The sequence below is a fragment of the Microbulbifer magnicolonia genome (genome assembly GCF_035117725.1).
GTDB lineage: Bacteria > Pseudomonadota > Gammaproteobacteria > Pseudomonadales > Cellvibrionaceae > Microbulbifer > Microbulbifer magnicolonia.
The window spans coordinates 72,181-92,920 of record NZ_JAYEFD010000006.1 but is presented as its reverse complement, the minus strand read 5'-3'; the positions used below and the strand labels follow the sequence as shown (position 1 = coordinate 92,920).

The window sequence follows — 20,740 nt, the reverse complement described above, 5'->3', positions numbered from 1 at the left end:
AATCGGATAATGGCGGCGAACTGTTCCTGACGAGCGGCGCCGATGCGACGACGAGTGGCTTTTTGTGGGTTTATCCGCCATTTTTGTGACTTACATCACCTATTAGCACCCATCTAAGATCTGACGGGTGGCTGTGGGAATAGATCTCTGTCGCCGCTTGGCTGTGTGGTAGGAGAGGAGGCCGGCAGGAACAGGGTTCAATTGACGAGGCCACACAGGTCCTATGTGTAATGCCGTGTGATTGGCTTTTGGTGTCAGATCGATATGCTGCAGCAAATCACACGGTAAAGGGACTTACAGCGTGAAAATGCAGCGTGGATTTACCCTGGTCGAATTGATGTTCACCATCGCCATACTCGGCGTCATCGCCAGCATCGCCATACCGGCTCTGAACGATTTCGTCGCCCGGCATCGCGATAAGGCGGCTGCGCGACAACTGCTCGGCAGCCTCAATTACGCCCGCAGCATGGCAGTGTCGCGCCAGCAGATTGTCATTGTCTGCGGCACCAGCGACGGCACCAGCTGTAGTGTTTCGGACCAATGGACGGGGGGCGGACTGATATTTGCGGATACCGACAGGGACGGGGAGCTCGACCCGGGCGAAACGCTGTTGCAGCGTATTCTGCCACCGCCTGCGGAAAGCACTCTGACGTTTAACGGCGGAATCTGGAAAACATTGCGTTACCGGCCCGATGGCCGCCTCAACACCGGGGCCAATTTTGAATACTGCCCACCCGCTGGCGAGCCTGCATCGGGCTGGGTCATCGTGCTTAACCCCACTGGGCGCCCCTACTTCGGTCGCGATGGGGACGGAGATGGAGTTCCTGAAAACGGTTCCGGAGAGAATCTGTCCTGTACCTGAAGATGCTGCGTCATACGGGCAGGCCCGCGCGCGGCCTGCCCCGTGAAAAGGACTGAATAATCGGAAGGGAGTCTCTAAACCTGGCTAATAGGGACTGATTTCCATCCAGGACAAACGGCCCTCCCGTTTGCCCACATACCATTCGCGCGGCCCGCATCTGGCACTGCCATTGACATTAATGCAGAGCTGCCCCTTACCATCTTCACCCGGAACAATCGCCGGGGGCGTCGGAATACCGCCGTCACCGCCGCCCTCACCACCACCGCCACCTCCACCGAGCCTGGAGGCGACCTCTCCAACATAGCCTTGATCCCCATCGTCGGTGACGCCATCGCCGTTGCCATCGAAAACGGCGTTGGCAGGCGCAAGCCCGGAGAGGAAGTCCACATTCATCAAATAGCCGGTGCCCCCGGATGAACATACGGCGGTGCTGGGAATAGCAGTATTGAAGAACACCACGTTGCCCAACAGCAGGGATTCTGTCACCACCCTTTCACCGCCAATCACCACATCGCCGTTATTACTGCCGGACGCGAGGGGCAATGTCCAGCCATAGTCACCTTCGCTGCCGTCGTGCCAATCGACCACTGTGCCGGTAAGCCTGCGCAATCCACCGGACTCGGTAAAGTTACGAACCACCAAGTCGCCGGAGTCGAGATCGGCGGTGCCATTGTCCCAGACACCGTAGTAGGCGGTAGCATCGGTGTCCTGCAAGTCAGACGAATTCAGATACTGGCCGGATCCGAACAGCACCATCAGATTGGGATAGCTACCGTTCGGCACCTGGGTGTTCCGCGCGATCCGCGGGGCTGTGGTGATCGGCTCGGGATTGTCCGCACTGCCGGTCGTGAAAAGCTTGTACGCCAGCTGCCAGCCGGTATCGTCATCTGCGCAACTGCCGTTTTCGAGGTTGCAGAGATCGAAAGCCCACATATTGCCCTGCACATCACCGGCGTAAACGCGATCGACAATACCGTCCCCATTGGCATCGGCCAGCGAGGGTGTGGAGAGACCATTTTTATGTCCACTATCACTGGCATCGGTCCAGCCGGTATCGATCTTCTTGATGGTGCCGTCATCGAAATAATAGATATACAGGATCGCCTTGCCGCTATCGCTGTTGTAGCCGTTGCCGAAAATTGCGGCCCAGCGGTCATTGTTCAGCAGCGCGACCTTGGGCTTGCTGAACGACAGCCCCATGTCTGCATCGCCATTGCCTATCTCATCGAGAACGAACATACCGGCGTTGTCAGCAGAAAAAAGATCCGGATCGGTGATATCCAGCACAAAATATCCTTTGCCGCCGGCTCCGAGTCCCCCTACCAGCACAGTGTGCCAGTCATTATTGAAATAGGCATCGGCGACCGTCGGAGTCAGATTGACATAAAACTTGTGGCCGTAACTCTGGCTTGCCAGGTAGTGGAGGCCGTCAGTCGTATCATCGCTCAGCAACAACTCCGGAATATAGGCGATACGCTCCTGGCCGCTCTCGGCATCGAAGCCGTGCAACATGCCATCGTTTGCCCCGACATAGACGAGTGCATCACGGTCTTTCTTTGCCTCGATAAAATCAGAGTAACGGTCGTTGGCGGCACCGAAGGGATCCCGGTCGGGATAATTGAAATTTGGTTTTCCCACATAAACGGGTGTCGAATTCACGATATCGCCCAGATCCGTGGCGCGATCCCGGAAATCATCGCTGTCGTCGCCCTCCAGTGCGTTGCCACCGCGAATATATTCCAACCGCTCAACCTCTTTGCCATCACTGGTCGCGGTAACCGTATCGATACCGAGATCTTGCTGATGCGGAGTCTGGGAATCCGGATCGACATTGATAAGATTGCTGCCGAAAACTTTGCCAATACCACCTTCCGAAGTGAGGATAAGCCGCGAATCCGAAGATCTCGCGTCCAACAGCTCATCGGCGCGCCATTTATCGGTCGCGCTAAGTGAGCCGTCCGCATTGAACTCCCGAGCCACCAGTCTACCGGACCACTTTTCGCTGTTGTAGCTGGCCAGATAGACTACCGCGCCCTCACTCAGAGACGTGGCATTAAATGAGGCGGCTGCGGAGGCGCCTACCTTGGAAAAAATATCGGTCAGAATTGAGCGAAAGGCATTCTGCAGAGCGTCACTGTCAGACGCATAAAGGTACTTTCCTCCCGCCGGCTCGGCTGCGCTCTTCAGCAGCGGATTATTCGCCAGCGATCCTTCGGCAAAGCCAACCATATATGAAGAGACATTGTTTTTTACCGGGTTACTGAGATCTGGTCCTGTCAGGTCAGGACGCAAATCCATATCGAACATCGCCTGAGTAACGTCGTCCAGATAGTCAGAGCCGTCGCTTCCATATGATGGACAAGCGTTTCCGTCATTGTCGGTATCGGTGCAATCGTTGTCCCTGCCATCGCCGTCGTAATCCTGTAAATGGGTACTGACATCCCTGTCCTGCGTTGGCAGGCCATCGGTCAACAGCATAAAGAAATTCTTCTGGCAGTAGTACTGCACCACTTCCGGCGACTCATCCAGGTCATCTTCAAAATCCGGATTGTCATTAAAGATACTCTCGACACTTGCTTGCGAGGAGGCCTGATCAAAGGAACCGTCCGGATGTAAGGTGAGGTTACTGCTGGCCGGATAACCATAAGTGAAATAGCGCCCAATATCGGACGTGGCCTCCGACAGCGGCGTATTGCCGCTGGCCGGGATGTCGTCAATATCGTCTTTGATATTTTCTTTTTCCGCCGCGGTCAGCAACGTCAGATTGTAGAGAATCCGGGCACCGTCATTACCATTGAATCGGGCAAGGCCAACGCGCATGCTCTCGTCATCAAGGCTGTCGATCAGACTCTTGGCCGCGCGTTTGACCACATCGGTACGCTCGTCGTCGCTATTGGGCAATTCAGTGCTCATGGATCCCGACGAGTCCAACATAATCATCAGGTTCGGCTTGGCTCCGCCCTGGGTTGCCAGCGGCACACTGGAAATTGGACCCGGCGCTGTTTCCGCACTCGCCAGCGTGGCAACACCCAGGCCGCAGGAAACCATTACCACAGCCGCCTTTTGCAATGGAAATCTGTGAAAATTTTTCATTACGGGTCCTTATAATAGTTTTCCGTGGTGAGTCACCAGTATCCGCTCCGTGCCAGCCAATCCAACTCCACGAGCCACGATACGAAATACCTTGATGTTACCGCTGGACGCAACGACATTGCTTTCGCCGTATATTTCGGCGCTACCTGCTACCGCTTCCGGATCTATTTCACCCGCCAATTCGATAAAGTACAGCCCGGAGAAATTCTTGCCCCCCATGGTGACCGTCACTTCTCGACTGACAGTATCCGCCCAGGTTGCCGCCGCGAAGAAATCTTCCGGCGCTTCGCCCTCGCTATACAGCCCATCGGTACCTGCCGCGACGAAATCATCGATATCGTCCAGCGCGTCAATATCCGCCTCGGCCGCACGCACGGCAGATTCGGCCACCTGCAGAGCCAGCTGGGCGTCCTTGGACGCAAAGGTCATTTTCTCCTGCAGGATCACACTGCGCGCACCGGACACACCAATAAGCGTCAGCATCAGCAGTACCACCATACAAACCACCAGCACTGCGCCTCGCTGGTTGATGATTAAAGAGTTTTTCATCAACGACTCCCCCGGTTTCTCAGCTTGGTCAAGGCGCTATAGGTCTTGCGCAGTCTGCCGTCATCTGCCGCAGAAACCTCGGCGGCGGTGCCGAGGCGCGTATACTTAAACTGCTCGGCACCGCTTGCCGACCCTGCTGCCACAAGCAATTGAATCCGGATGGCAGCCACCTGCTCGCTTTCGACGGCGTTCGACGGAGGGGCTCCCCAGATATCGACGGTGTCATCGCCGCCGCCGGAGTCCCGCCCATACAGAACTTGCAGGTCTTCGATGCCGGGTATCAGTTCCTGTGCATTGTTGCCGTCCTCACTCATGAATAGCCCGGGAAGATTGGTGGTGGTATCGCGACTGACAAAGAATTCGCGCACATAGGGGCGGTAGACCCTGGACTCAGGGCCGTAATTGGAGGAAAAGTTATTGGCTAGCGTCAATACTGGCGGCGTCCCCGAAAGGCCGGCGACAGTGCTGATATCACCCGCGCGACAGTTGGCGATCATCACGTAATCCCCGTCTTCCAGACTACCGCAGCTGCCCGCCAACTCTATTTCGGTGTCCCCGATGTTAGCAGTGCTGGCTATTTTTGCAGTGCCTCCACAGGCGTCCACTGCGCCGCGAACCCGCAGTACATCGGTTCCCGGCTCTACAGTCTTGCTCCCGATCTCCGTTGCACTGCTGATATTGTCATCGCCATCGATCGCATTGCCATCAAACATGGTGCCTGCGTTGTTCACCAGCAATGAGAGATCAACCACACAGCCATCAAAGGCCGCGCCACGTAGTTCCTTGTTGAGCAAATCGGTGGCCATGCGGCCGCTTTCCTGAATGCGCGACAGGGATTCCTGCAGGTCATTGGTACGGCGGTTGGCATCGAATATCTGCAGGACGCCAAGCAGTAACAAAGAGGCGAGCAAGATGCCGATCATCAGCTCGATCAGTGAGAGGCCGCTCTGCTTTTTTAGGATTTTCATCGTTCAGAGCTCCGCCACCATTTCGAAGGATTTTTCTTCGGCGCCGCCGGTAGACTTGCCGTAGTTCTCGCCGGTGTGTTGCTCGGTCCAGTTCACGGTGATGGTCGCCTCGCCATCGTCGATCGCTATGGTGCCCTTGCCTTCGGGCAGGTTTGCTGACAGCGTCTGCCCCCACTCGTACAGATCCATGGCGGCGAGTTCCAGAGTGCTGCAGATCCCGGAGACGCAGCTCTTGGGCGTTTGGTTTCCATCGACATCAGTAGCGTCATATGCACCGTTTTCGACGCCCAGCGGATTGATACGCATACGTTCGGCAATGTCGTAAGCCGCCAGCGTTGCGAAGTAAGTGACGTTGGCATTGTTACCGTTTTTCAGGCTGACCATCTGTGTCGCCCCGAGGCCGAGCAGTCCCACGGCCAGCACCAGTACGGTAACCAGTATTTCAATCAGGGTTGCCCCTCGCTGATTTTTCATTGTTGTTAGCTCTCCTTAGCTACAGGTGATTGCTCCAGTGCGCACTACACCGCTGACCAGCACCCGGATATTGCGGCCGCTCTCGCCGGTTTCATCGGCATCGCAAACCTGAATAACGAGTTCGTCCGCCGGACTTGTCCAACCCGCTGGTGTATAGGTGTATTCGATATTGCCCTGGCTCACAGAAACGGCGGTGCCGTTGCAGCGCCGAGTGACTTGTATCGTTTCGTCGGCACTCGCAACGCCATCACCATCGACGTCCCGATAGACAGTGATGCCGTTTTCGATACCCGTAGGCGCGGTGACCGTGATGGCGCGGGAAAGGCGCACGGCTTCGCTGCGCGCCAGTTGCAAGGTGCCGACCAATTGATTGGTACAGGAGGTGCGCTGATTGCGCTTAATGGAACTTGTGAAGGAGGGGGCGGCCAATGCAGTCACAATCGCCAGGATTGCAATTGCGATCATCAGCTCCACGAGAGTAAATCCGCTCTCTTTCCGGAAGTTTTCCTTCTTCATTGATTGTCGCCGTCCGTGCAGTCAATTGAGCATTCATTCCTTGAATGCACGCATTGTTAACTAAACAGCGAACTGTGATAACGCTATCTGGCGTGCAATTCTGCAACTGGCGACAAAAGGTAATTCGCGACCGATAAACGGTCTTCGAGTCGCGAAAAGTAAAAATATAACCGCAGAATATGTAGACGGGCTCGCCACAAGATATGTGACGGAATTTGCAGACTAAATGCCAACTGCCGCAATGAGGAGGCGTTGGTCCATTATCCACTTATCGCAGGCAGAGGGACAAAGCCAGTCGTCATCCCATACCGATAACGACAAGACCCCGTGAAATGCCCGATTAGCGGGCAGTGCTAGCGGAGCTCTTTGGGCAGGGAGAAGCGAATATTCTCCTCGCGCCCGGCCATCTCCTGCGGCAGTTCGGCACCCAGCTGCTGCAGACGCTCTATCACACCCTGCACCAGCACTTCGGGTGCGGAGGCGCCGGCGGTGATACCGATGGCCTTTTTGCCCGCGAGCCAGGCAGGGTCTATATCGGCGGCGCCGTCGATCAGCTTGGCGGCGGCGCCGCAGCGCTCGGCGAGTTCGCGCAGGCGGTTGGAGTTGGAGCTGTTGGGGCTGCCCACCACCAGCACCAGATCGCTCTCCAGCGCCAGTTGCTTGACCGCATCCTGGCGGTTCTGGGTCGCGTAGCAGATATCGTCCTTGCGCGGACCGCGGATATTCGGGAAGCGCGCGCGCAGGGCGTCGATAACCCTCGCGGTGTCGTCCATGGACAGGGTGGTCTGGGTCACATAGGTGAGGTTGTTTTCATCCTTCACCTGGAGACTGGCCACATCCGCCTCGTCTTCCACCAAATAGATGGCGCCGCCATTGCTGGCGTCATACTGGCCCATGGTGCCCTCCACTTCCGGGTGGCCCTGGTGGCCGATCAGGATGCACTCGGAGCCATCGGTGCTGAACTTGCTCACTTCCATATGCACCTTGGTGACCAGCGGACAGGTGGCATCGAACACCCTCAGGCCGCGCTCGGTGGCCTCCTGCTGCACCGCCTTGGAGACGCCGTGCGCGCTGAAAATCACGATCACGTCGTCCGGCACTTCCGTCAGCTCGTCCACGAACACGGCGCCGCGCTCGCGCAGTGAGTCCACCACGAACTTGTTGTGCACCACTTCGTGGCGCACATAGATGGGCGCGCCGAAGACATCCAATGCGCGATTGACGATGTCGATGGCGCGGTCTACGCCGGCGCAGAAGCCGCGGGGGTTTGCCAGTCGGATTTGCATATTTGGTTCAAAACTCATCTTGCTTGTGGGAGCCTGCTTGTGACCGCCATGGATGGCGGAGTGCCGCCCAGCGGAAATGTAGATTTTGCGGGAGCAAAAATCTACCAGGCGAATCGCTCCCGATAATCGCCTGCTGGGCAGGCTCCCACAGGTATGTTTCCCGGCGTCCTTACTGGATCGAATCCACGGCGATAATCTTCACGTGAAAATTCAGCGTCTGCCCCGCCAGCGGGTGATTGAAGTCGACGGTGACCTCGTCTTCACCGATCTCGCGGATGACACCGGGCAGCTCGCCGCTGCCGTTGTCGAAGGAGACTACCAGACCCTCTTCCAGCTCGATATCCGGGGAGAAACTGTCGCGGCGCACCTTCTGGACATTGGACGGGTTGCGCTGGCCGAAACCCAGTTCCGGCGGCATCTCTATTTCCGCCTCGTCGCCCGCCTTGAGGCCGAACAGGGCTTTCTCAAAACCCGGCAGCAGGCTGCCGTCGCCGACACTGAAGGTGGCCGGGTCGCCCTCGAAGGTGGAATCCACCTCGGTGCCGTCGTCCAGTTTCAGGCTGAAATGCAGGGTCACCCGGCTGTGTTCGCCGATTACGGTATTTGCCATTAAACTTCTGCACCCTTCTTTGCATTGCCGTTGTCTTTATCGGCAAAGAACAGCAACTCGATCACCAGCATGGCGGCGCCGATGCTGATTGCCATATCCGCCACATTGAACACGGGGAAGCTCCAGCTGCCGTAGTAGACGGAAATAAAATCCCGCACATAGCCGAGCAGCATGCGGTCCCAGAGGTTGCCGATGGCACCGCCGAGAATCAGCGCCAGCGCAAAGGGCTCCCAGCGTTTCGCCGCGGGCAGGCGCCGCAGCCAGACCGTAACCATGGCACTGAAGCCCAGCGCTATGGCGCCGAAAAACCAGCGCTGCCAGCCGCCGGCATCGGCGAGGAAGCTGAACGCGGCGCCGTAGTTCTCCGCGTAGGTAAACCGCAGCAGGCCGGGAATGATCTGCATGGCGGGGCCGTGCATAAACGCCTCCACCGCCCACACCTTGGTGGCGATATCCAGGCCTATTACCGCCAGCGCCAGCCAGTACCAGCGCCATGGGTGGCCGAATACCTGTAAACCATCCTTAGGCATAGTGCCGTTCCTCGCCCACACCGGCCACGTTATCCACACAGCGGGAGCAGATTTCCGGGTACTGTTCATTGGCGCCGACGTCGGCTCGATAGTGCCAGCAGCGCGCGCATTTCGGGTGGTCCACCTTGCGCACGTCCACCTTCAGCCCGGCCAGCTCGGTGGCGTGGGCGCCGGCGGCGTCGCTGAGGCGCTGCACCGAGGTGGAGGAGCAGATGAGCACGAAGCGCAGCTCGTCTTCCAGCTCGGCCAGTTTCTCGCGCAGATCGTCGTCCGCGTACAGGGTGACGGCAGCCTGCAGGGAGCCGCCGATATTGCCGGCAGCGCGCTGCTCTTCGAGCACCTTGTTGACCGCGGTTTTCACTTCGGCAATGGTTTCCCAGTAATCCGCGCCCTTGCGCATGTCCTGCGGCAGTTTCGGCAGCGGGTACCACTCCTCGACAAACACGCTGTCACCGCGCTCACCCGGAATAAACTGCCACAGCTCTTCGGCGGTAAAGCTGAGGATCGGCGCAATCCAGCGCGTGAAGGCCTGCACGATGTGGTAGAGCGCCGTCTGCGCGGAGCGGCGCGCGACACTGTCCTTCTGCGTCGTGTACTGGCGGTCCTTGATGATATCCAGGTAGAAACCGCCCATCTCCACCACGCAGAAGTTGTGCAGCTTCTGGTAGATCTGGTGGAACTGGTAGTTGTCGTAGGCGGCGACGATTTCGTCCTGCAGGCGCGCGGCAACGTCCAGCGCCCAGCGGTCCAGCGCCAGCAGCTCCTCTTCCGGCAACAGATCTTTCGCCGGATCGAAACCGGCCAGGTTGGACAGGAAGAACCGCGCGGTATTGCGCAGGCGGCGGTAGGAGTCCGCGGTGCGCTTGAGGATCTCGTCGGAGACCGCCATCTCGCCGCTGAAATCGGTCGCCGCCACCCACAGGCGCAGCACGTCCGCGCCCAGCTTGTTGATCACGTCCTGCGGCGCGACGGTGTTGCCGATCGACTTGGACATCTTGCGGCCCTGGGCGTCCACGGTGAAGCCGTGGGTCAGCACCTGCCTGTAGGGGGCGCAGTCGTTGATCGCGATCGAGGTCTTCAGGGAGGACTGGAACCAGCCGCGGTGCTGGTCGGAGCCCTCCAGGTAGAGGTCGGCCGGGAAGCGCAGGCCATCGCGGCGCTCCAGCACCGCGTAGTGGGTCACGCCGGAGTCGAACCAGACATCCAGGGTGTCGGTCACTTTCTGATACTGCTCCGCCTCGTCGCCGAGCAACTCGCGCGGATCCAGGTCGAACCAGACATCCATGCCCGCGGCATCGACTTTCTCGGCCACCTTGTTCATCAGGGCCGGGGTGTCGGGGTGGATCTCGTGGGTCTCCTTGTGCACGAACAGCGCGATGGGCACACCCCAGGTGCGCTGGCGCGAGATACACCAGTCCGGGCTGGCATCCAGCATCGCATCGATACGGGCCTTGCCCCAGCCGGGGATCCACTGCACCTGGTCCGCGGCCTTCTGCGCGTGATCCAGCAGGTCGTTCTGCTGCATGCTGACAAACCACTGCGGCGTCGCGCGGTAGATCAGCGGCGTCTTGGTGCGCCAGCAGTGCGGGTAGCTGTGCACCAGTTTGTCCTGGTGCAGCAGTACGTCTTTTTCTTTCAGCAGCTCGACGATCGCACCGTCCACCTTGTAGACATGCTCGCCGGCAAACAGCGGCACGTTGTCGCGGTAGACGCCGTTGTCATCGACGTAATTGAGGGTGTCGATGCCGTAGCGCTTGCCCACATTGAAATCGTCCGGGCCGTGGTCCGGTGCCGTGTGCACACAGCCGGTACCGGCGTCGGTGGTGACGTGGTCGCCGAGGACGATGGGCAGTTCCTTGTCGTAGAAGGGGTGCCGGATTTTCAGGTGCTCCAGCGCGGCGCCGCGGATACGGCCGACCACCGGGCCCTGGAGCCCCGCCCGCTCCAATACCGCGTCTTTCAGCTCCTCGGCCACCAGAATACGCCGGTCGCCGGTCTGCACCACCACGTATTCCAGTTCGGCATTGACGGACACCGCCTGGCTGGACGGCAGGGTCCAGGGCGTGGTGGTCCAGATCACGACGGACAGCTGGCCGTCACCGGCGTGGCCGCCGGCGGCATCGGCGATGGCCAGCGCGGTCTCTTCGGTGACCGGGTAGCAGACATCGATGGAGAAGGAGGTCTTGTCCTGGTACTCCACTTCCGCTTCCGCCAGTGCAGAGCCGCCGACCACGCTCCAGTAGACCGGCTTGAAGCCCCGCGCCAGGTGACCGTTTTTCACCACGCGGCCGAGGGCGCGGATGATGTCGCCCTCGAACTGGAAGTCCATGGTGCGGTAGGGGTTGTCCCACTCGCCGAATACGCCGAGGCGGATAAAGTCCTTCTTCTGCCCCTCTACCTGCTTGGCGGCGTATTCGCGGCACTTCTGGCGGAAGGTTTTGTGGTCCACCTTGGCGCCGGCCTTGCCGACCTTCTGCTCCACTTTGTGCTCGATGGGCAGACCGTGGCAGTCCCAGCCGGGCACATAGGGGGCGTCGAAGCCGCTCAGGGTCTTCGATTTGACGATGATGTCCTTGAGGATCTTGTTGACCGAGTGACCGATATGGATATCGCCGTTGGCATAGGGCGGGCCGTCGTGCAGGATAAACTGCTCGCGACCGGCGCGCGCCGCGCGGATTTTTTCGTAGAGCTTGCTCTCCTGCCACTGTTGCAGAATCGCCGGCTCCCGCTGCGGCAGGTTGCCGCGCATCGGGAAGTCGGTTTCGGGCAGGTTCAGAGTCGCTTTGTAATCGGTCATCGGATGTCTACTTCAGCTCTAGTAGAAAAATAAACTTTGTCTGTGCAGGCGACCGCCATGGTCACCGTCGCGGATGTTGCGCAAACCATTCCTTGGCGTTGCGAATGTCCCGGGCGATCCACTCCTTGAGGATGTCCAGGGACGCGAACTTCTCCTCGTCGCGCAGTTTGTGGCAGAACTCCACCGCCAGTTCGCGGCCGTAGAGATCGCCGCTGAAATCGAACAGGTTCACTTCCAGCAGCGGCTGCGCGCCCTCGCCTTCCACGGTGGGGCGGAAGCCGACGTTGGCGACGCCGTCAATCTCCCGGCGCCCGGCTGCCAGCTCTGTACCGTTGGTGGCCGTGGTGCGCACGGTGTACACACCGACCAATGGCGAGCGGTAGCGGTGCAGGCGCACATTGGCCGTCGGCGCACCCAACTGGCGCCCCAGCGACCGGCCGGGCGCCACGCGCCCGGTGATGCGGTAGGGCTTGCCCAGCAGGGCCTCGGCCAGCTCGAAGTCGCCGTCCTGCAGCGCCTCGCGGATGCGCGTGCTGCTGACCCGCGCGCCGCGGATCTCCACCGTCGCCGTGTCCTCGACGGTGAATCCCGCCCCGGCGCCGGTTTGCTGCAGCAGGCGGTAATCGCCGCTGCGATCGCAGCCGAAGCGAAAATCGTCCCCGACCACCAGGTGGCGGATGCCCAGGCCGTCCACCAGTATCTGCCGGATAAACGCCTCGGCACTGAGGCCGCGCAGCTTTTCGTTGAACTGCAGACACAGCACCCGGTCGACACCGGCCTCGAACAGCGCCAGCACCTTTTCCTTGAAGCGCATCAGGCGCGCCGGCGCCTTCTCGCCGGAGAAGAACTCGTGGGGTTGCGGCTCGAAGATGATCGCCACCGAAGGCACGCCCTGCTCGCGGGCGCGCTGGTTCAGCTGCGCGATGATGGCCTGGTGGCCGCGGTGCACGCCGTCAAACGAGCCGATCGTGGCCACACAGCCAATGTGGCGGGGGCGCAGGTTGTGCAACCCGCGAATCAGCTCCCGCCCCTGTTCCCGTTCTTGGGCCAATGCGCTTCCCATCCTCACAAAATCGAGCCGCGCAGTATAGCGGATAAGTGGTTGGTGGCGTAGGGTGCGCCGTGCGCAACACCATTTCTACCGGTGCGCACGGCGCACCCTACGAGGTGGCGCGGAAGTGCCGCGGCCGCAGGCCGGAGGCGAGCAGCACCAACACGAAGATGCCGCCGCCGGCGGCCACCATCACCCCCATGCGCCAGGCCCTGTCCCACCAGCGCCAGTCACCCCATTCCGGCCAGTAATGCAGCGCCACCAGCAGCACCCCCACCATCGCCAGATTCGCCGCCAGCAGCCGCAGCAAGTAGGCGCGCCAGCCCGCTTCCGGGCGGTAGATATCGTCGCGACGCAGCCCCTGGTACAGCAGCCAGGCATTGATCGCCGCCTGGCAGGCGGTGGCCAGCGCCAGCCCCATATGGCCGAGGCGGAAATAGTGGTGCAGGGGGATCACGAAGGCCAGGCTCAGCACCATCTTGGCCGCGATCGCGATCAGGCCGAATCGCACCGGGGTATAGGTGTCCTGGCGGGCGAAATAGCCGGGCGCCAGCACCTTGATCAGCATGAAGGACAGCAGCCCCAGGGCATAGGCGCGCAGCGACCAGGCAGCCATTTCCATATCCCGCAGCTGCATCTCGCCGTACAGGAACAGGGTGGTCAACAGCGGCTCCGCCAGCACGATCAGCGCCACCGCCGCCGGCAGCGAAATCAGTGTGACGCTGCGCAGTGCCCAGTCCAGGGTGTGGCGGAAGCGCCGCGGGTCGCCGCCGGCGTGCTGGCGCGACAGGTTCGGCAGTATCACTGTCGCCACTGCGACGCCGAAGACCCCCAGCGGTAATTCGGTCAGCCGGTCGGAGAAGTACAGCCAGGACACGCTGCCGGTGGGCAGGAAGGACGCCAGCACTGTGTCCAGCACCAGGCTGATCTGGGTGACCGATACCCCGAAAATCGCCGGCGCCATCAGCCGCAGGATCTTGCGCACCCCCGGGTAGTGCCAGTCCCAGCGCGGCCGCGGCAACAGGCCCAGGCGCAACAGAAACGGCAGCTGGAACAGCAGCTGCACCACCCCCGCCGCCAGCACCCCCCAGGCCAGGGCCATGATCTGCGGCTCGAACCAGTCGGTCGCCAGCAAGGCCGCGGCGATCAGCATCAGGTTCAGCAGCACCGGCGTCAGCGCCGGTACAGCGAAGCGGTCAAAACTGTTCAGGACCGCACCGGCGAATCCGGTCAGGGAGATCAGCATCAGATAGGGGAAGGTGATGCGCAGCATGTCCGCCGCCAGGTCGAACTTCTCGCGTTCGCTGCCGTCCCACCACCAGCCGAACGCGAAAACTCCCGCCACCAGCGGCGCACACAGTACCCCGAACAGCGTCACCAGCAGCAGGGTTCCGCCCAGGGCACCGGCGACCCGGTCGTTCAGCTCCCGCGCCGCGGCCAGGCTGCCCTTCTGCCGGTATTCCGCCAGCACCGGCACGAAAGCCTGGGAGAAGGCGCCCTCGGCGAACAGGCGGCGGAAGAAGTTCGGAATCTTGAACGCCACAAAAAAGGCGTCTGCGGCATCACCGGCACCGGCAAACCGGGCTAAAACCATGTCCCGTGCCAGCCCCGCGACCCGGGACAGCATGGTCGCGCCGCCGACGATCGTACTGCCGCGCAGCAGCCTTGCGACACCGGCTTTATCGCTCGGGCTGCTCTGGGGCTTGTCCTTATTGGCGGGGGGCTGGGACAAAACGGCGACTCCTGGCACTGATTTGGGTGGCGTGATGGCCGGCAAGTCTACCTCAATTCACCCGGCCACACGGAAGCGCCGAAATGCCAAATAGGCACTGCGGTGGCTGGCGCGCGAGCCTATACTCAGGGTGAGCTAGTCGCGCGCCTCGAAGGATTGGTGGCGTAAGGAGATGACGGATGACCATCAACGCATTGATTATTGCTCTGGCACTGGCAATTGTGCTGTATGTCGCAGTAGTGCGCGGACCCCGTCCCCAGCGCGTGCGCGTGCGGATAGACGCGCCCCGCGACCGGCGCTATCGCCGCTACCACTGCTGATGCCAAGGGTGAACTGAGAGCGGCAAGCGCGGCGAGGCAGCCATAATTCGCCACAATTGCGCTCGAGTTCGCCACACTGGCGCCATGCCAGTGCCTCCTTGCGGTTTTTAAATAAGTCTCGACCGGGCCGGATACAGAAGTTGGCCCAAGCGACAGACTGAAAACCGCAAGGAGAAGGAACAATGAAAAAAGTACTGATGGCTGTGACTCTGGGCTCCCTCATCACCACCGGCGCTCAGGCAGTAGAACAACAACAAGAGTTAAAGGGATCTAAACTCACTCCGGCCAAGCAGGCCACCGTATTTACCGGCGCAGCTATTGCCGGCGCAGCCGTTGGCGGCCCGGTCGGATTTATCGCCGGCGCCCTCGGTGGAGCATGGCTGGGTGAGCAGATCAAACAAGCAGAAGAGGCAGATATGCTGGCGACACAACTGACAGAGAGCCGCACAGAACTCAGCAACCTGGCACAACAACTGGATGCGGCGCGAACGTCGGCCAATGACGCCAACCAACTGGCCGTGGATACCCTGCAGTTCCAGTTGCTGTTCACCACCGGCGACGATCAGCTGCAGGAGGGCCAGCTGCACCAGCTGAGCGAAATGGCGGATTTTCTCAATCGCCACCAACACCTGCAGGTACACCTGGAAGGCCGCGCCGACCCGCGCGGCAGCGACGGTTACAACAATGTGCTGTCCGACCAGCGCGCCCTGAGCGTGCAGCGCGCCCTGGAAGCCCACGGCGTCGACGCCGCCCGCATCAGCCGCCGCGCGCTGGGTTCCACCTACTCCAAGGCCCCGCGCGGCGACGCGGATGCTTACGCACTGGAGCGCCGGGTAGACATCCACTTCAACCTGCCGGAGTCCACGGCCGGCCGTTTCTGAATCCAAGCTGGCTCCGCAGGCGGGCAGAAAATCCGCCCCGGGAGCCAGGCATGCGCTCCCCAAACCCTCCCAGTAAGTAACCCTGTTGTACTTGCGGGCGCCCCGCGCCCGCTTTTTTCCATTACTGCACAACTTCAGGCATGATTCCCCGCCAGTATAAAAAACACCCGGAAGCAGCCATGAGTGCCACCATCGCTATTGTCGAAGACGAGCGCGCCATCGCCGAAAACTACCGCGATGCCCTGCGCCGCAGCGGCTACAGGGTCGACCTGTACAGTTCGCGCCCGGAGGCCCTGGGCGCCTTTCGCCAGCGGCTGCCGGACCTGGCCGTGATCGATGTGGGCCTGGGCCCGGAAGTCGAGGGCGGTTTCGAGCTGTGCCGGGAGCTGCGCGCCATGGCACCGAGCCTGCCCATCCTGTTCCTGACCGCCCGCGACTCGGAACTGGACATCATTTCCGGACTGCGCCTCGGCGCCGACGACTACCTGACCAAGGACATCTCCCTGCCCCATATGCAGGCGCGCATCAACGCGCTGCTGCGCCGCGTCAGCGTGCTGCGCGACCAGAGCGACGCCGCGGAAATGCTGACCCAGGGCAAGCTGGAGCTGGACATTTCGCGCCTGCACTGCCACTGGGGCGGCGAGCGGGTTGACCTGACCGTGACCGAATTCTGGATAGTGCACGCCCTGGCGAAACGGCCGGGCCACGTGAAGTCCCGCAGCCAGCTGATGGAGGCGGCGCGCGTGGTGCTGGACGACAACACCATCACCTCCCACGTGAAGCGCATCCGGCGCAAGTTCCAGGCGCTGGACGGCAATTTCGACGCGATCGGCACCGCCTACGGTATGGGTTACCGGTGGCAGGTGTGATTGACCATTCTGCAGGGGCCTGCTTCGCAGGCGATCATGGACGGCCCCAAATCGCCAGCAGGGCTGGCTCCCACAGATCCGGGGCTGTAATTGGCCTTTTGTGGGAGCCTGCCCTGCAGGCGATTCTCCGCGGCGCGGCAATGCCGAGCCGGGGCTCGGCGCTCCCGGCATGAAACTGCGCCGCCAACTCCTGCTCGTCAGTCTGGTCGCCCTGGCCCTGCCCTGGGCCGGCTGCCAGTACCTGCGCCAGGTGGACGAAGCCCTCGCCCAGGGGCAGATGCAGGCCCTCGAGGCCACCGCCAGCGCGGTGGCGGCCCGCCTGGCCAGCGCGCCGCACCTGATCGCGCCGGACCCGGAGCGCCACGCGCGCCCGCCCGGCGCCCAGCTCTATCTCAACCCCCTGCCCCAGGCGCCAATACTGGACGGATACGGCGATGACTGGCGCCAGCTGGAGCTACCGGCGCGGGCGCTGCCCGACGGGCGCGGCGAGGCCCTGGCGCAGGTGACACTGGGCCGCCGCGACAGCCAGGTCTATCTGCTGCTCACCGTCGCCGACGACACCCCGACCTACCAGGATCCGCGCACCGGTCTGCTCGCCAGCGGCGATGCCGTAGAACTGTATACCGCGGACCGCCACTACACACTGCCGGTCGCCAGTCAGGGGCCGGTGCAGGCCATGTGGCGCGACCTGCGCCGCGGCACCGACGAGCGGGAACTGCGCATGCGCGGCCGCTGGACCTCGTCCGCGCGCGGCTACCAGCTGGAATTGGCCCTGCCCTACGGGCTGACCGGCGGCGAACTGGCGATTGCGATCGCCGACCGCGCGCAGAGCGACGGCGGTCCGCCGCGGCGCAGCGCCAGCAGCCTGCCCGCGGACGGCCTGCCGGGCAAACTGGTACAGCCACTGGCGCAATTGCAGGCGGAACTGGACCACTTCGCGCGGCCGCAGCTGCGCCTGGCAGTGGTCGACAGCGAGGGCTTCCTGCTCGCCAGCAGCGGGCAGGTCCAGCGGAATCATGCGGACGATCAAGCGCAGTCCTGGCTGCGCAGCTGGATTTACCGCCGCCTGCTGGCGCGCGAGACGCTGCCGCCCCTGCCGGACAATATCTCGAGCGCGGCCCTGCCGGAGTCCATGACAGCGCCCACGGCCGACTCAGCGCCTGCGGCCGGTTCAGCGCCTGCGGCTGTCTCAATGCACCGCGCCGAATTACAGCAGTGGTTTCGCGGCCCGCTGGAGCGGCGTATCGGCGCCGTCAGCGTGCCGGTCATCACCCGCGCCGACGACATCGTCGAGCGCCCGCTGCTGGGCCGCGTGGTGGCGCTGCAGTCCGGCGAGGCGCTGCAGTCGCTGACCGAATCCGCCGCGCACCGGCTGTGGCTGATCAGCTGCGCCGCCGCCGGCACCGCGCTGTTGCTGCTGCTCGGCTACGCCAGCTGGCTGTCGTGGCGCATCCGCCGCCTGCACCGGGCCGCGCGCAATGCCGTGGACGCCAGCGGCAAACTGCGCGGCGACTTCCCGCGCTCGCGCATGGGCGACGAACTGGGCGCGCTGAATGGCGCCTTCGCCAGCCTGCTGGCCGAGCTGGACCAGTACCATCAGTACCTGCGCACGCTGGCGAGCAAGCTGTCCCACGAGCTGCGCACGCCGCTGGCGGTGGTGCGCTCATCCCTCGACAACCTGTCCGCCGGCGAGCTCGACGGCGACAGTCGCCGCTACGCCGAGCGGGCGATGGACGGCAGCGCGCGCCTGTCCGGCATCCTGAACAGCCTGTCCGCCGCCAGCAATCTGGAGGCGAGCATCCGCCAGGCCGAGACCGAAGCCTTCGACCTGGCGGATCTGCTCGCAGTGCTGGTGCAGAGCTATGGCGACGCCCAGCCGCAACACCGCTTCATACTGGAAAAGCCGGACGGCACCCTGCCGTGCCGCGGCGCGCCGGAGCTGCTGGCGCAGTTGCTCGACAAGCTGGTGGACAACGCCTGCAGCTTCGCGCCGCAGGGAAGCGCGATTCGCCTGTCGGCGAGCCGGGAAAAGGGCGGCTACCGGCTGGCGGTGGACAATGACGGCCCGCTGCTGCCACAGGGATACGCCAACAAGCTGTTCGACTCGCTGGTCTCGGTGCGCGACGACGGCGGCCGGGCCGGCCATCTGGGCCTCGGGCTGCATATCGCCAGGTTGATCGCCGACTTTCATGGCGGCAGCCTGAGCGCGGCCAACCGGGAAGACGATGGCGGCGTGGTTTTTACCCTGGAGTTGCCGCGCTGAAAGGCACCGAGCCCGGCGGAGCCTCCCTGTGGGAGCCAGCCCTGCTGGCGAAACGGGCCTGCCGGCCAATCGCCTGCAGGGCAGGCTCCCACATTCCGAGTCCCGGGCCCCGATCATGGTTGACAAACAACCAACCGTGGGGATAATGTCGCGTCCCAATCGGGCCCCAGGGCCTGTTAGTTACAGATTTATTGAGATTCCAGACAGGAGCAACCGGTGGCCAACTCACCTCAAGCGAAGAAGCGCGCGCGCCAGAACGACAAGCGCCGCAATCACAACGCCAGCCTGCGCTCCATGGTGCGCACCTACATCAAGAAGGTAGTTGCGGCCATCAATGCAGGTGATGCGGAAAAAGCCAAGACAGCCTACGCGGAAGCGGTACCGGTTATCGACCGCATGGCGGACAAGGGCATTATTCACAAGAATAAAGCCGCCCGTCACAAGAGCCGCCTGAACGCGCAGATCAAAGATCTGGCCGCCTGATCCCGGCTCAGCGCGACTCCCGATCGCGACCGATAGGCGATCCATAAAAAGCCCCGCAATTGCGGGGCTTTTTCGTTTGTGGACGGGACAGCGGCTAATTTACTCGAGCAGATTGGCCCCGCCGTCATCGAGCTGTTGCGGGCGCTGCCAGTAATTGAACTGCGGCGTCCAGTCCGCCTCGCCCAGCCCGGCGAGCCCGAGCAGGCTCCACATGGCACAGTAGATATCACCCGGGCCGAATACGGAGCTGTTCTTGCGGTAGATGGTGTCGCCGTCCCGCTCATAGACCACCGCGCCGGGCATATTGGCCTCGCCCGGCAGCACCGACTGCTCGCGGATATAGTCGCCGCCGCCGTGGGATGCCAGGCGGAAGCGCCAGCCGCGGCTGTTGGCGAACTGGCGCTGCACCTCCGGTGCGTCCCTGGAAACGAGCACGACCGACATGGCCGATTCCAGGTGCGGCACAAAGCCGTTGAAGCCGTCCGCCCACAGGGTGCAGTAGCGGCACCCCTGCCCCATGTTGTGAATCAGCAACAGCCGCTCCCGGCCGGCAAACAGGTCCAGCAGGGAGACGTCGCCGTCGAGGGTGGAAAATGTGTAGTTGGGCACCGCATCGCCGCGGTGCTGTTTGCGCAACTCGTTGAGCTTCTGCATCAACTCGAAGATCTGCTGCTCCGTCTGCCGGATTTCATCCATCGCACACCCCCTCGCTCAATGTTAATTGTCGATGCTCCAGACTAACCCGGGTCGCGCGGCGCGCCCCGGCGGAGAGAGGCTTTCAGTGCCAATTTTTCGGTGCCAACTCTCCCGCCGGCGCCCGCTACTGACTCAGGGCAACCCTCCGGTCGCCCTCGCGCCCCCCTTCCGCGTAGCGGGACAGAAACTGCTGGTATTGCGGCAGCAGCAAGTCCAGCCAGCGCAACTGCTGCCACATAATCGCTTCGGATATATCCAGTGCAGTCGCAGCCCTATCCGGCAAGACGAAGGTTTCCGAGTAAACGAAATCCGCAATCTGGCCGTTCAGCTGATCGAATTGCCTGTTGAACTTGTACAGCGCAAAGGTCTCCTGCAGCAGGTCCGGGTCGACCGAATCCGCCAGGGCGCTGCGTGACAGGTACTCCCACGACGACGCATTCAGCTCGACCACCCAGAAGCCGCGGAACTGCTCCACCAGGTCTTTCATGCTCTTGCCGGCCGGCAACTGCCCGCGCAGCTCACCCAGCAGGGACAGGCGCCGCTCGACGACCTCGCGGGCATCGCGCAATTCCTCGGCGTTCTGCTCCACCTCCTGCATCAGCCGCGCCTTGGCCACCCGCGCGGCTCGATCCGCCACCGCATCCTCGCGGACATTGTTCAGCACCAGCGCCGCCAGCACGCCGATCAGCACGACCAGGATATCCACCAGCAGCCGGCGCCAATCCCCCTGGCGAAACAGATTGATTTTCATGGATCCTCC

At 62.2% G+C, this 20,740-nt stretch carries 19 protein-coding genes; 6 read left to right on the top strand and 13 right to left on the bottom strand.

The annotated features are described in order from the left end of the window. Positions 1 to 307: 307 nt before the first annotated feature. Positions 308 to 862, top strand: a complete 555-nt coding sequence (locus RRF64_RS18360) for a GspH/FimT family pseudopilin (RefSeq protein WP_323847401.1) — start codon at positions 308 to 310, stop codon at positions 860 to 862. Between the two features lie 84 nt (positions 863 to 946). On the opposite strand, the gene RRF64_RS18355 is transcribed toward RRF64_RS18360, so the two are convergent. The 11 genes from RRF64_RS18355 to murJ all read right to left on the bottom strand — a co-directional run bounded on the left by RRF64_RS18355 (position 947) and on the right by murJ (position 14,468). Continuing rightward, positions 947 to 3,955, bottom strand: coding sequence for a PilC/PilY family type IV pilus protein (locus RRF64_RS18355; RefSeq protein WP_323847376.1), 3,009 nt, complete (start codon positions 3,953 to 3,955; stop codon positions 947 to 949). Positions 3,956 to 3,964: 9 nt separating this feature from the next. Beyond that, positions 3,965 to 4,504: a pilus assembly PilX family protein gene (locus RRF64_RS18350; protein WP_323847375.1), complete on the bottom strand. Its 540-nt coding sequence runs from the start codon at positions 4,502 to 4,504 to the stop codon at positions 3,965 to 3,967. Next, the gene (locus RRF64_RS18345) at positions 4,504 to 5,472 is read right to left on the bottom strand and encodes a PilW family protein (protein ID WP_323847374.1); all 969 of its coding nucleotides are present in this window, start codon (positions 5,470 to 5,472) and stop codon (positions 4,504 to 4,506) included. The genes RRF64_RS18350 and RRF64_RS18345 overlap by 1 nt, the downstream gene beginning before the upstream one ends. A gap of 3 nt (positions 5,473 to 5,475) precedes the next feature. Continuing rightward, entirely contained in the window at positions 5,476 to 5,946 is a 471-nt protein-coding gene (pilV, locus tag RRF64_RS18340) for a type IV pilus modification protein PilV (RefSeq protein WP_323847373.1), read from the bottom strand. Positions 5,947 to 5,961: 15 nt separating this feature from the next. Then, positions 5,962 to 6,462: a GspH/FimT family pseudopilin gene (locus RRF64_RS18335; protein ID WP_323847372.1), complete on the bottom strand. Its 501-nt coding sequence runs from the start codon at positions 6,460 to 6,462 to the stop codon at positions 5,962 to 5,964. 353 nt (positions 6,463 to 6,815) lie between these two features. Further along, on the bottom strand, positions 6,816 to 7,748 hold the full coding sequence (gene ispH, locus RRF64_RS18330) for a 4-hydroxy-3-methylbut-2-enyl diphosphate reductase (RefSeq protein ID WP_323847371.1): 933 nt from the start codon (positions 7,746 to 7,748) through the stop codon (positions 6,816 to 6,818). A 169-nt stretch (positions 7,749 to 7,917) separates the two neighbouring features. Continuing rightward, complete coding sequence (fkpB, locus tag RRF64_RS18325) at positions 7,918 to 8,358, bottom strand: FKBP-type peptidyl-prolyl cis-trans isomerase (RefSeq protein ID WP_323847370.1); 441 nt, start codon at positions 8,356 to 8,358, stop codon at positions 7,918 to 7,920. Continuing rightward, on the bottom strand, positions 8,358 to 8,888 hold the full coding sequence (gene lspA, locus RRF64_RS18320; protein WP_323847369.1) for a signal peptidase II: 531 nt from the start codon (positions 8,886 to 8,888) through the stop codon (positions 8,358 to 8,360). The genes fkpB and lspA overlap by 1 nt, the downstream gene beginning before the upstream one ends. Then, a complete protein-coding gene (ileS, locus tag RRF64_RS18315) occupies positions 8,881 to 11,685 on the bottom strand; it encodes an isoleucine--tRNA ligase (RefSeq protein WP_323847368.1) in 2,805 nt (934 codons plus the stop codon). The genes lspA and ileS overlap by 8 nt, the downstream gene beginning before the upstream one ends. 61 nt (positions 11,686 to 11,746) lie before the next feature. Beyond that, positions 11,747 to 12,736 (bottom strand): bifunctional riboflavin kinase/FAD synthetase, encoded by a 990-nt coding sequence (gene ribF, locus RRF64_RS18310; protein WP_323847367.1) that lies wholly within the window; start codon positions 12,734 to 12,736, stop codon positions 11,747 to 11,749. Positions 12,737 to 12,845: 109 nt separating this feature from the next. After that, positions 12,846 to 14,468 (bottom strand): murein biosynthesis integral membrane protein MurJ, encoded by a 1,623-nt coding sequence (gene murJ / locus RRF64_RS18305; RefSeq protein ID WP_422732646.1) that lies wholly within the window; start codon positions 14,466 to 14,468, stop codon positions 12,846 to 12,848. A gap of 179 nt (positions 14,469 to 14,647) precedes the next feature. On the opposite strand from murJ, the gene RRF64_RS18300 reads away from it, so the two are divergent. The 5 genes from RRF64_RS18300 to rpsT all read left to right on the top strand — a co-directional run bounded on the left by RRF64_RS18300 (position 14,648) and on the right by rpsT (position 19,284). Then, complete coding sequence (locus RRF64_RS18300) at positions 14,648 to 14,788, top strand: hypothetical protein (protein ID WP_323847366.1); 141 nt, start codon at positions 14,648 to 14,650, stop codon at positions 14,786 to 14,788. A gap of 182 nt (positions 14,789 to 14,970) precedes the next feature. After that, positions 14,971 to 15,669, top strand: a complete 699-nt coding sequence (locus tag RRF64_RS18295) for an OmpA family protein (RefSeq protein WP_323847365.1) — start codon at positions 14,971 to 14,973, stop codon at positions 15,667 to 15,669. Positions 15,670 to 15,848: 179 nt separating this feature from the next. Further along, positions 15,849 to 16,538, top strand: a complete 690-nt coding sequence (gene pdsR / locus RRF64_RS18290; RefSeq protein ID WP_323847364.1) for a proteobacterial dedicated sortase system response regulator — start codon at positions 15,849 to 15,851, stop codon at positions 16,536 to 16,538. 169 nt (positions 16,539 to 16,707) lie between these two features. Beyond that, positions 16,708 to 18,801 carry an ATP-binding protein gene (locus tag RRF64_RS18285; protein ID WP_323847363.1) on the top strand — a complete coding sequence of 698 codons (2,094 nt, stop codon included), beginning with the start codon at positions 16,708 to 16,710 and terminating at the stop codon, positions 18,799 to 18,801. Between the two features lie 216 nt (positions 18,802 to 19,017). Continuing rightward, complete coding sequence (gene rpsT / locus RRF64_RS18280; protein ID WP_323847362.1) at positions 19,018 to 19,284, top strand: 30S ribosomal protein S20; 267 nt, start codon at positions 19,018 to 19,020, stop codon at positions 19,282 to 19,284. Positions 19,285 to 19,383: 99 nt separating this feature from the next. Here rpsT and RRF64_RS18275 read toward each other — a convergent pair whose 3' ends face one another. Together RRF64_RS18275 and RRF64_RS18270 are read right to left on the bottom strand one after the other, a co-directional pair. After that, a complete protein-coding gene (locus tag RRF64_RS18275) occupies positions 19,384 to 19,980 on the bottom strand; it encodes a DUF899 family protein (RefSeq protein WP_323847361.1) in 597 nt (198 codons plus the stop codon). A 124-nt stretch (positions 19,981 to 20,104) separates the two neighbouring features. Next, positions 20,105 to 20,731: a hypothetical protein gene (locus tag RRF64_RS18270; protein ID WP_323847360.1), complete on the bottom strand. Its 627-nt coding sequence runs from the start codon at positions 20,729 to 20,731 to the stop codon at positions 20,105 to 20,107. Between the last annotated feature and the right edge of the window lie 9 nt (positions 20,732 to 20,740).

Bases quoted from the DNA above. Each gene is read 5' to 3' on its own strand.
- RRF64_RS18270 (WP_323847360.1), bottom strand. From the start codon at position 20,731: ATGAAAATCAATCTGTTTCGCCAGGGGGATTGGCGCCGGCTGCTGGTG.
- pdsR (WP_323847364.1), top strand. From the start codon at position 15,849: ATGAGTGCCACCATCGCTATTGTCGAAGACGAGCGCGCCATCGCCGAA.
- ileS (WP_323847368.1), bottom strand. From the start codon at position 11,685: ATGACCGATTACAAAGCGACTCTGAACCTGCCCGAAACCGACTTCCCG.
- RRF64_RS18285 (WP_323847363.1), top strand. From the start codon at position 16,708: ATGAAACTGCGCCGCCAACTCCTGCTCGTCAGTCTGGTCGCCCTGGCC.
- lspA (WP_323847369.1), bottom strand. From the start codon at position 8,888: ATGCCTAAGGATGGTTTACAGGTATTCGGCCACCCATGGCGCTGGTAC.
- RRF64_RS18360 (WP_323847401.1), top strand. From the start codon at position 308: ATGCAGCGTGGATTTACCCTGGTCGAATTGATGTTCACCATCGCCATA.
- RRF64_RS18350 (WP_323847375.1), bottom strand. From the start codon at position 4,504: ATGAAAAACTCTTTAATCATCAACCAGCGAGGCGCAGTGCTGGTGGTT.
- fkpB (WP_323847370.1), bottom strand. From the start codon at position 8,358: ATGGCAAATACCGTAATCGGCGAACACAGCCGGGTGACCCTGCATTTC.
- RRF64_RS18275 (WP_323847361.1), bottom strand. From the start codon at position 19,980: ATGGATGAAATCCGGCAGACGGAGCAGCAGATCTTCGAGTTGATGCAG.
- RRF64_RS18345 (WP_323847374.1), bottom strand. From the start codon at position 5,472: ATGAAAATCCTAAAAAAGCAGAGCGGCCTCTCACTGATCGAGCTGATG.
- RRF64_RS18355 (WP_323847376.1), bottom strand. From the start codon at position 3,955: ATGAAAAATTTTCACAGATTTCCATTGCAAAAGGCGGCTGTGGTAATG.
- RRF64_RS18295 (WP_323847365.1), top strand. From the start codon at position 14,971: ATGAAAAAAGTACTGATGGCTGTGACTCTGGGCTCCCTCATCACCACC.
- RRF64_RS18300 (WP_323847366.1), top strand. From the start codon at position 14,648: ATGACCATCAACGCATTGATTATTGCTCTGGCACTGGCAATTGTGCTG.
- pilV (WP_323847373.1), bottom strand. From the start codon at position 5,946: ATGAAAAATCAGCGAGGGGCAACCCTGATTGAAATACTGGTTACCGTA.
- RRF64_RS18335 (WP_323847372.1), bottom strand. From the start codon at position 6,462: ATGAAGAAGGAAAACTTCCGGAAAGAGAGCGGATTTACTCTCGTGGAG.
- ispH (WP_323847371.1), bottom strand. From the start codon at position 7,748: ATGCAAATCCGACTGGCAAACCCCCGCGGCTTCTGCGCCGGCGTAGAC.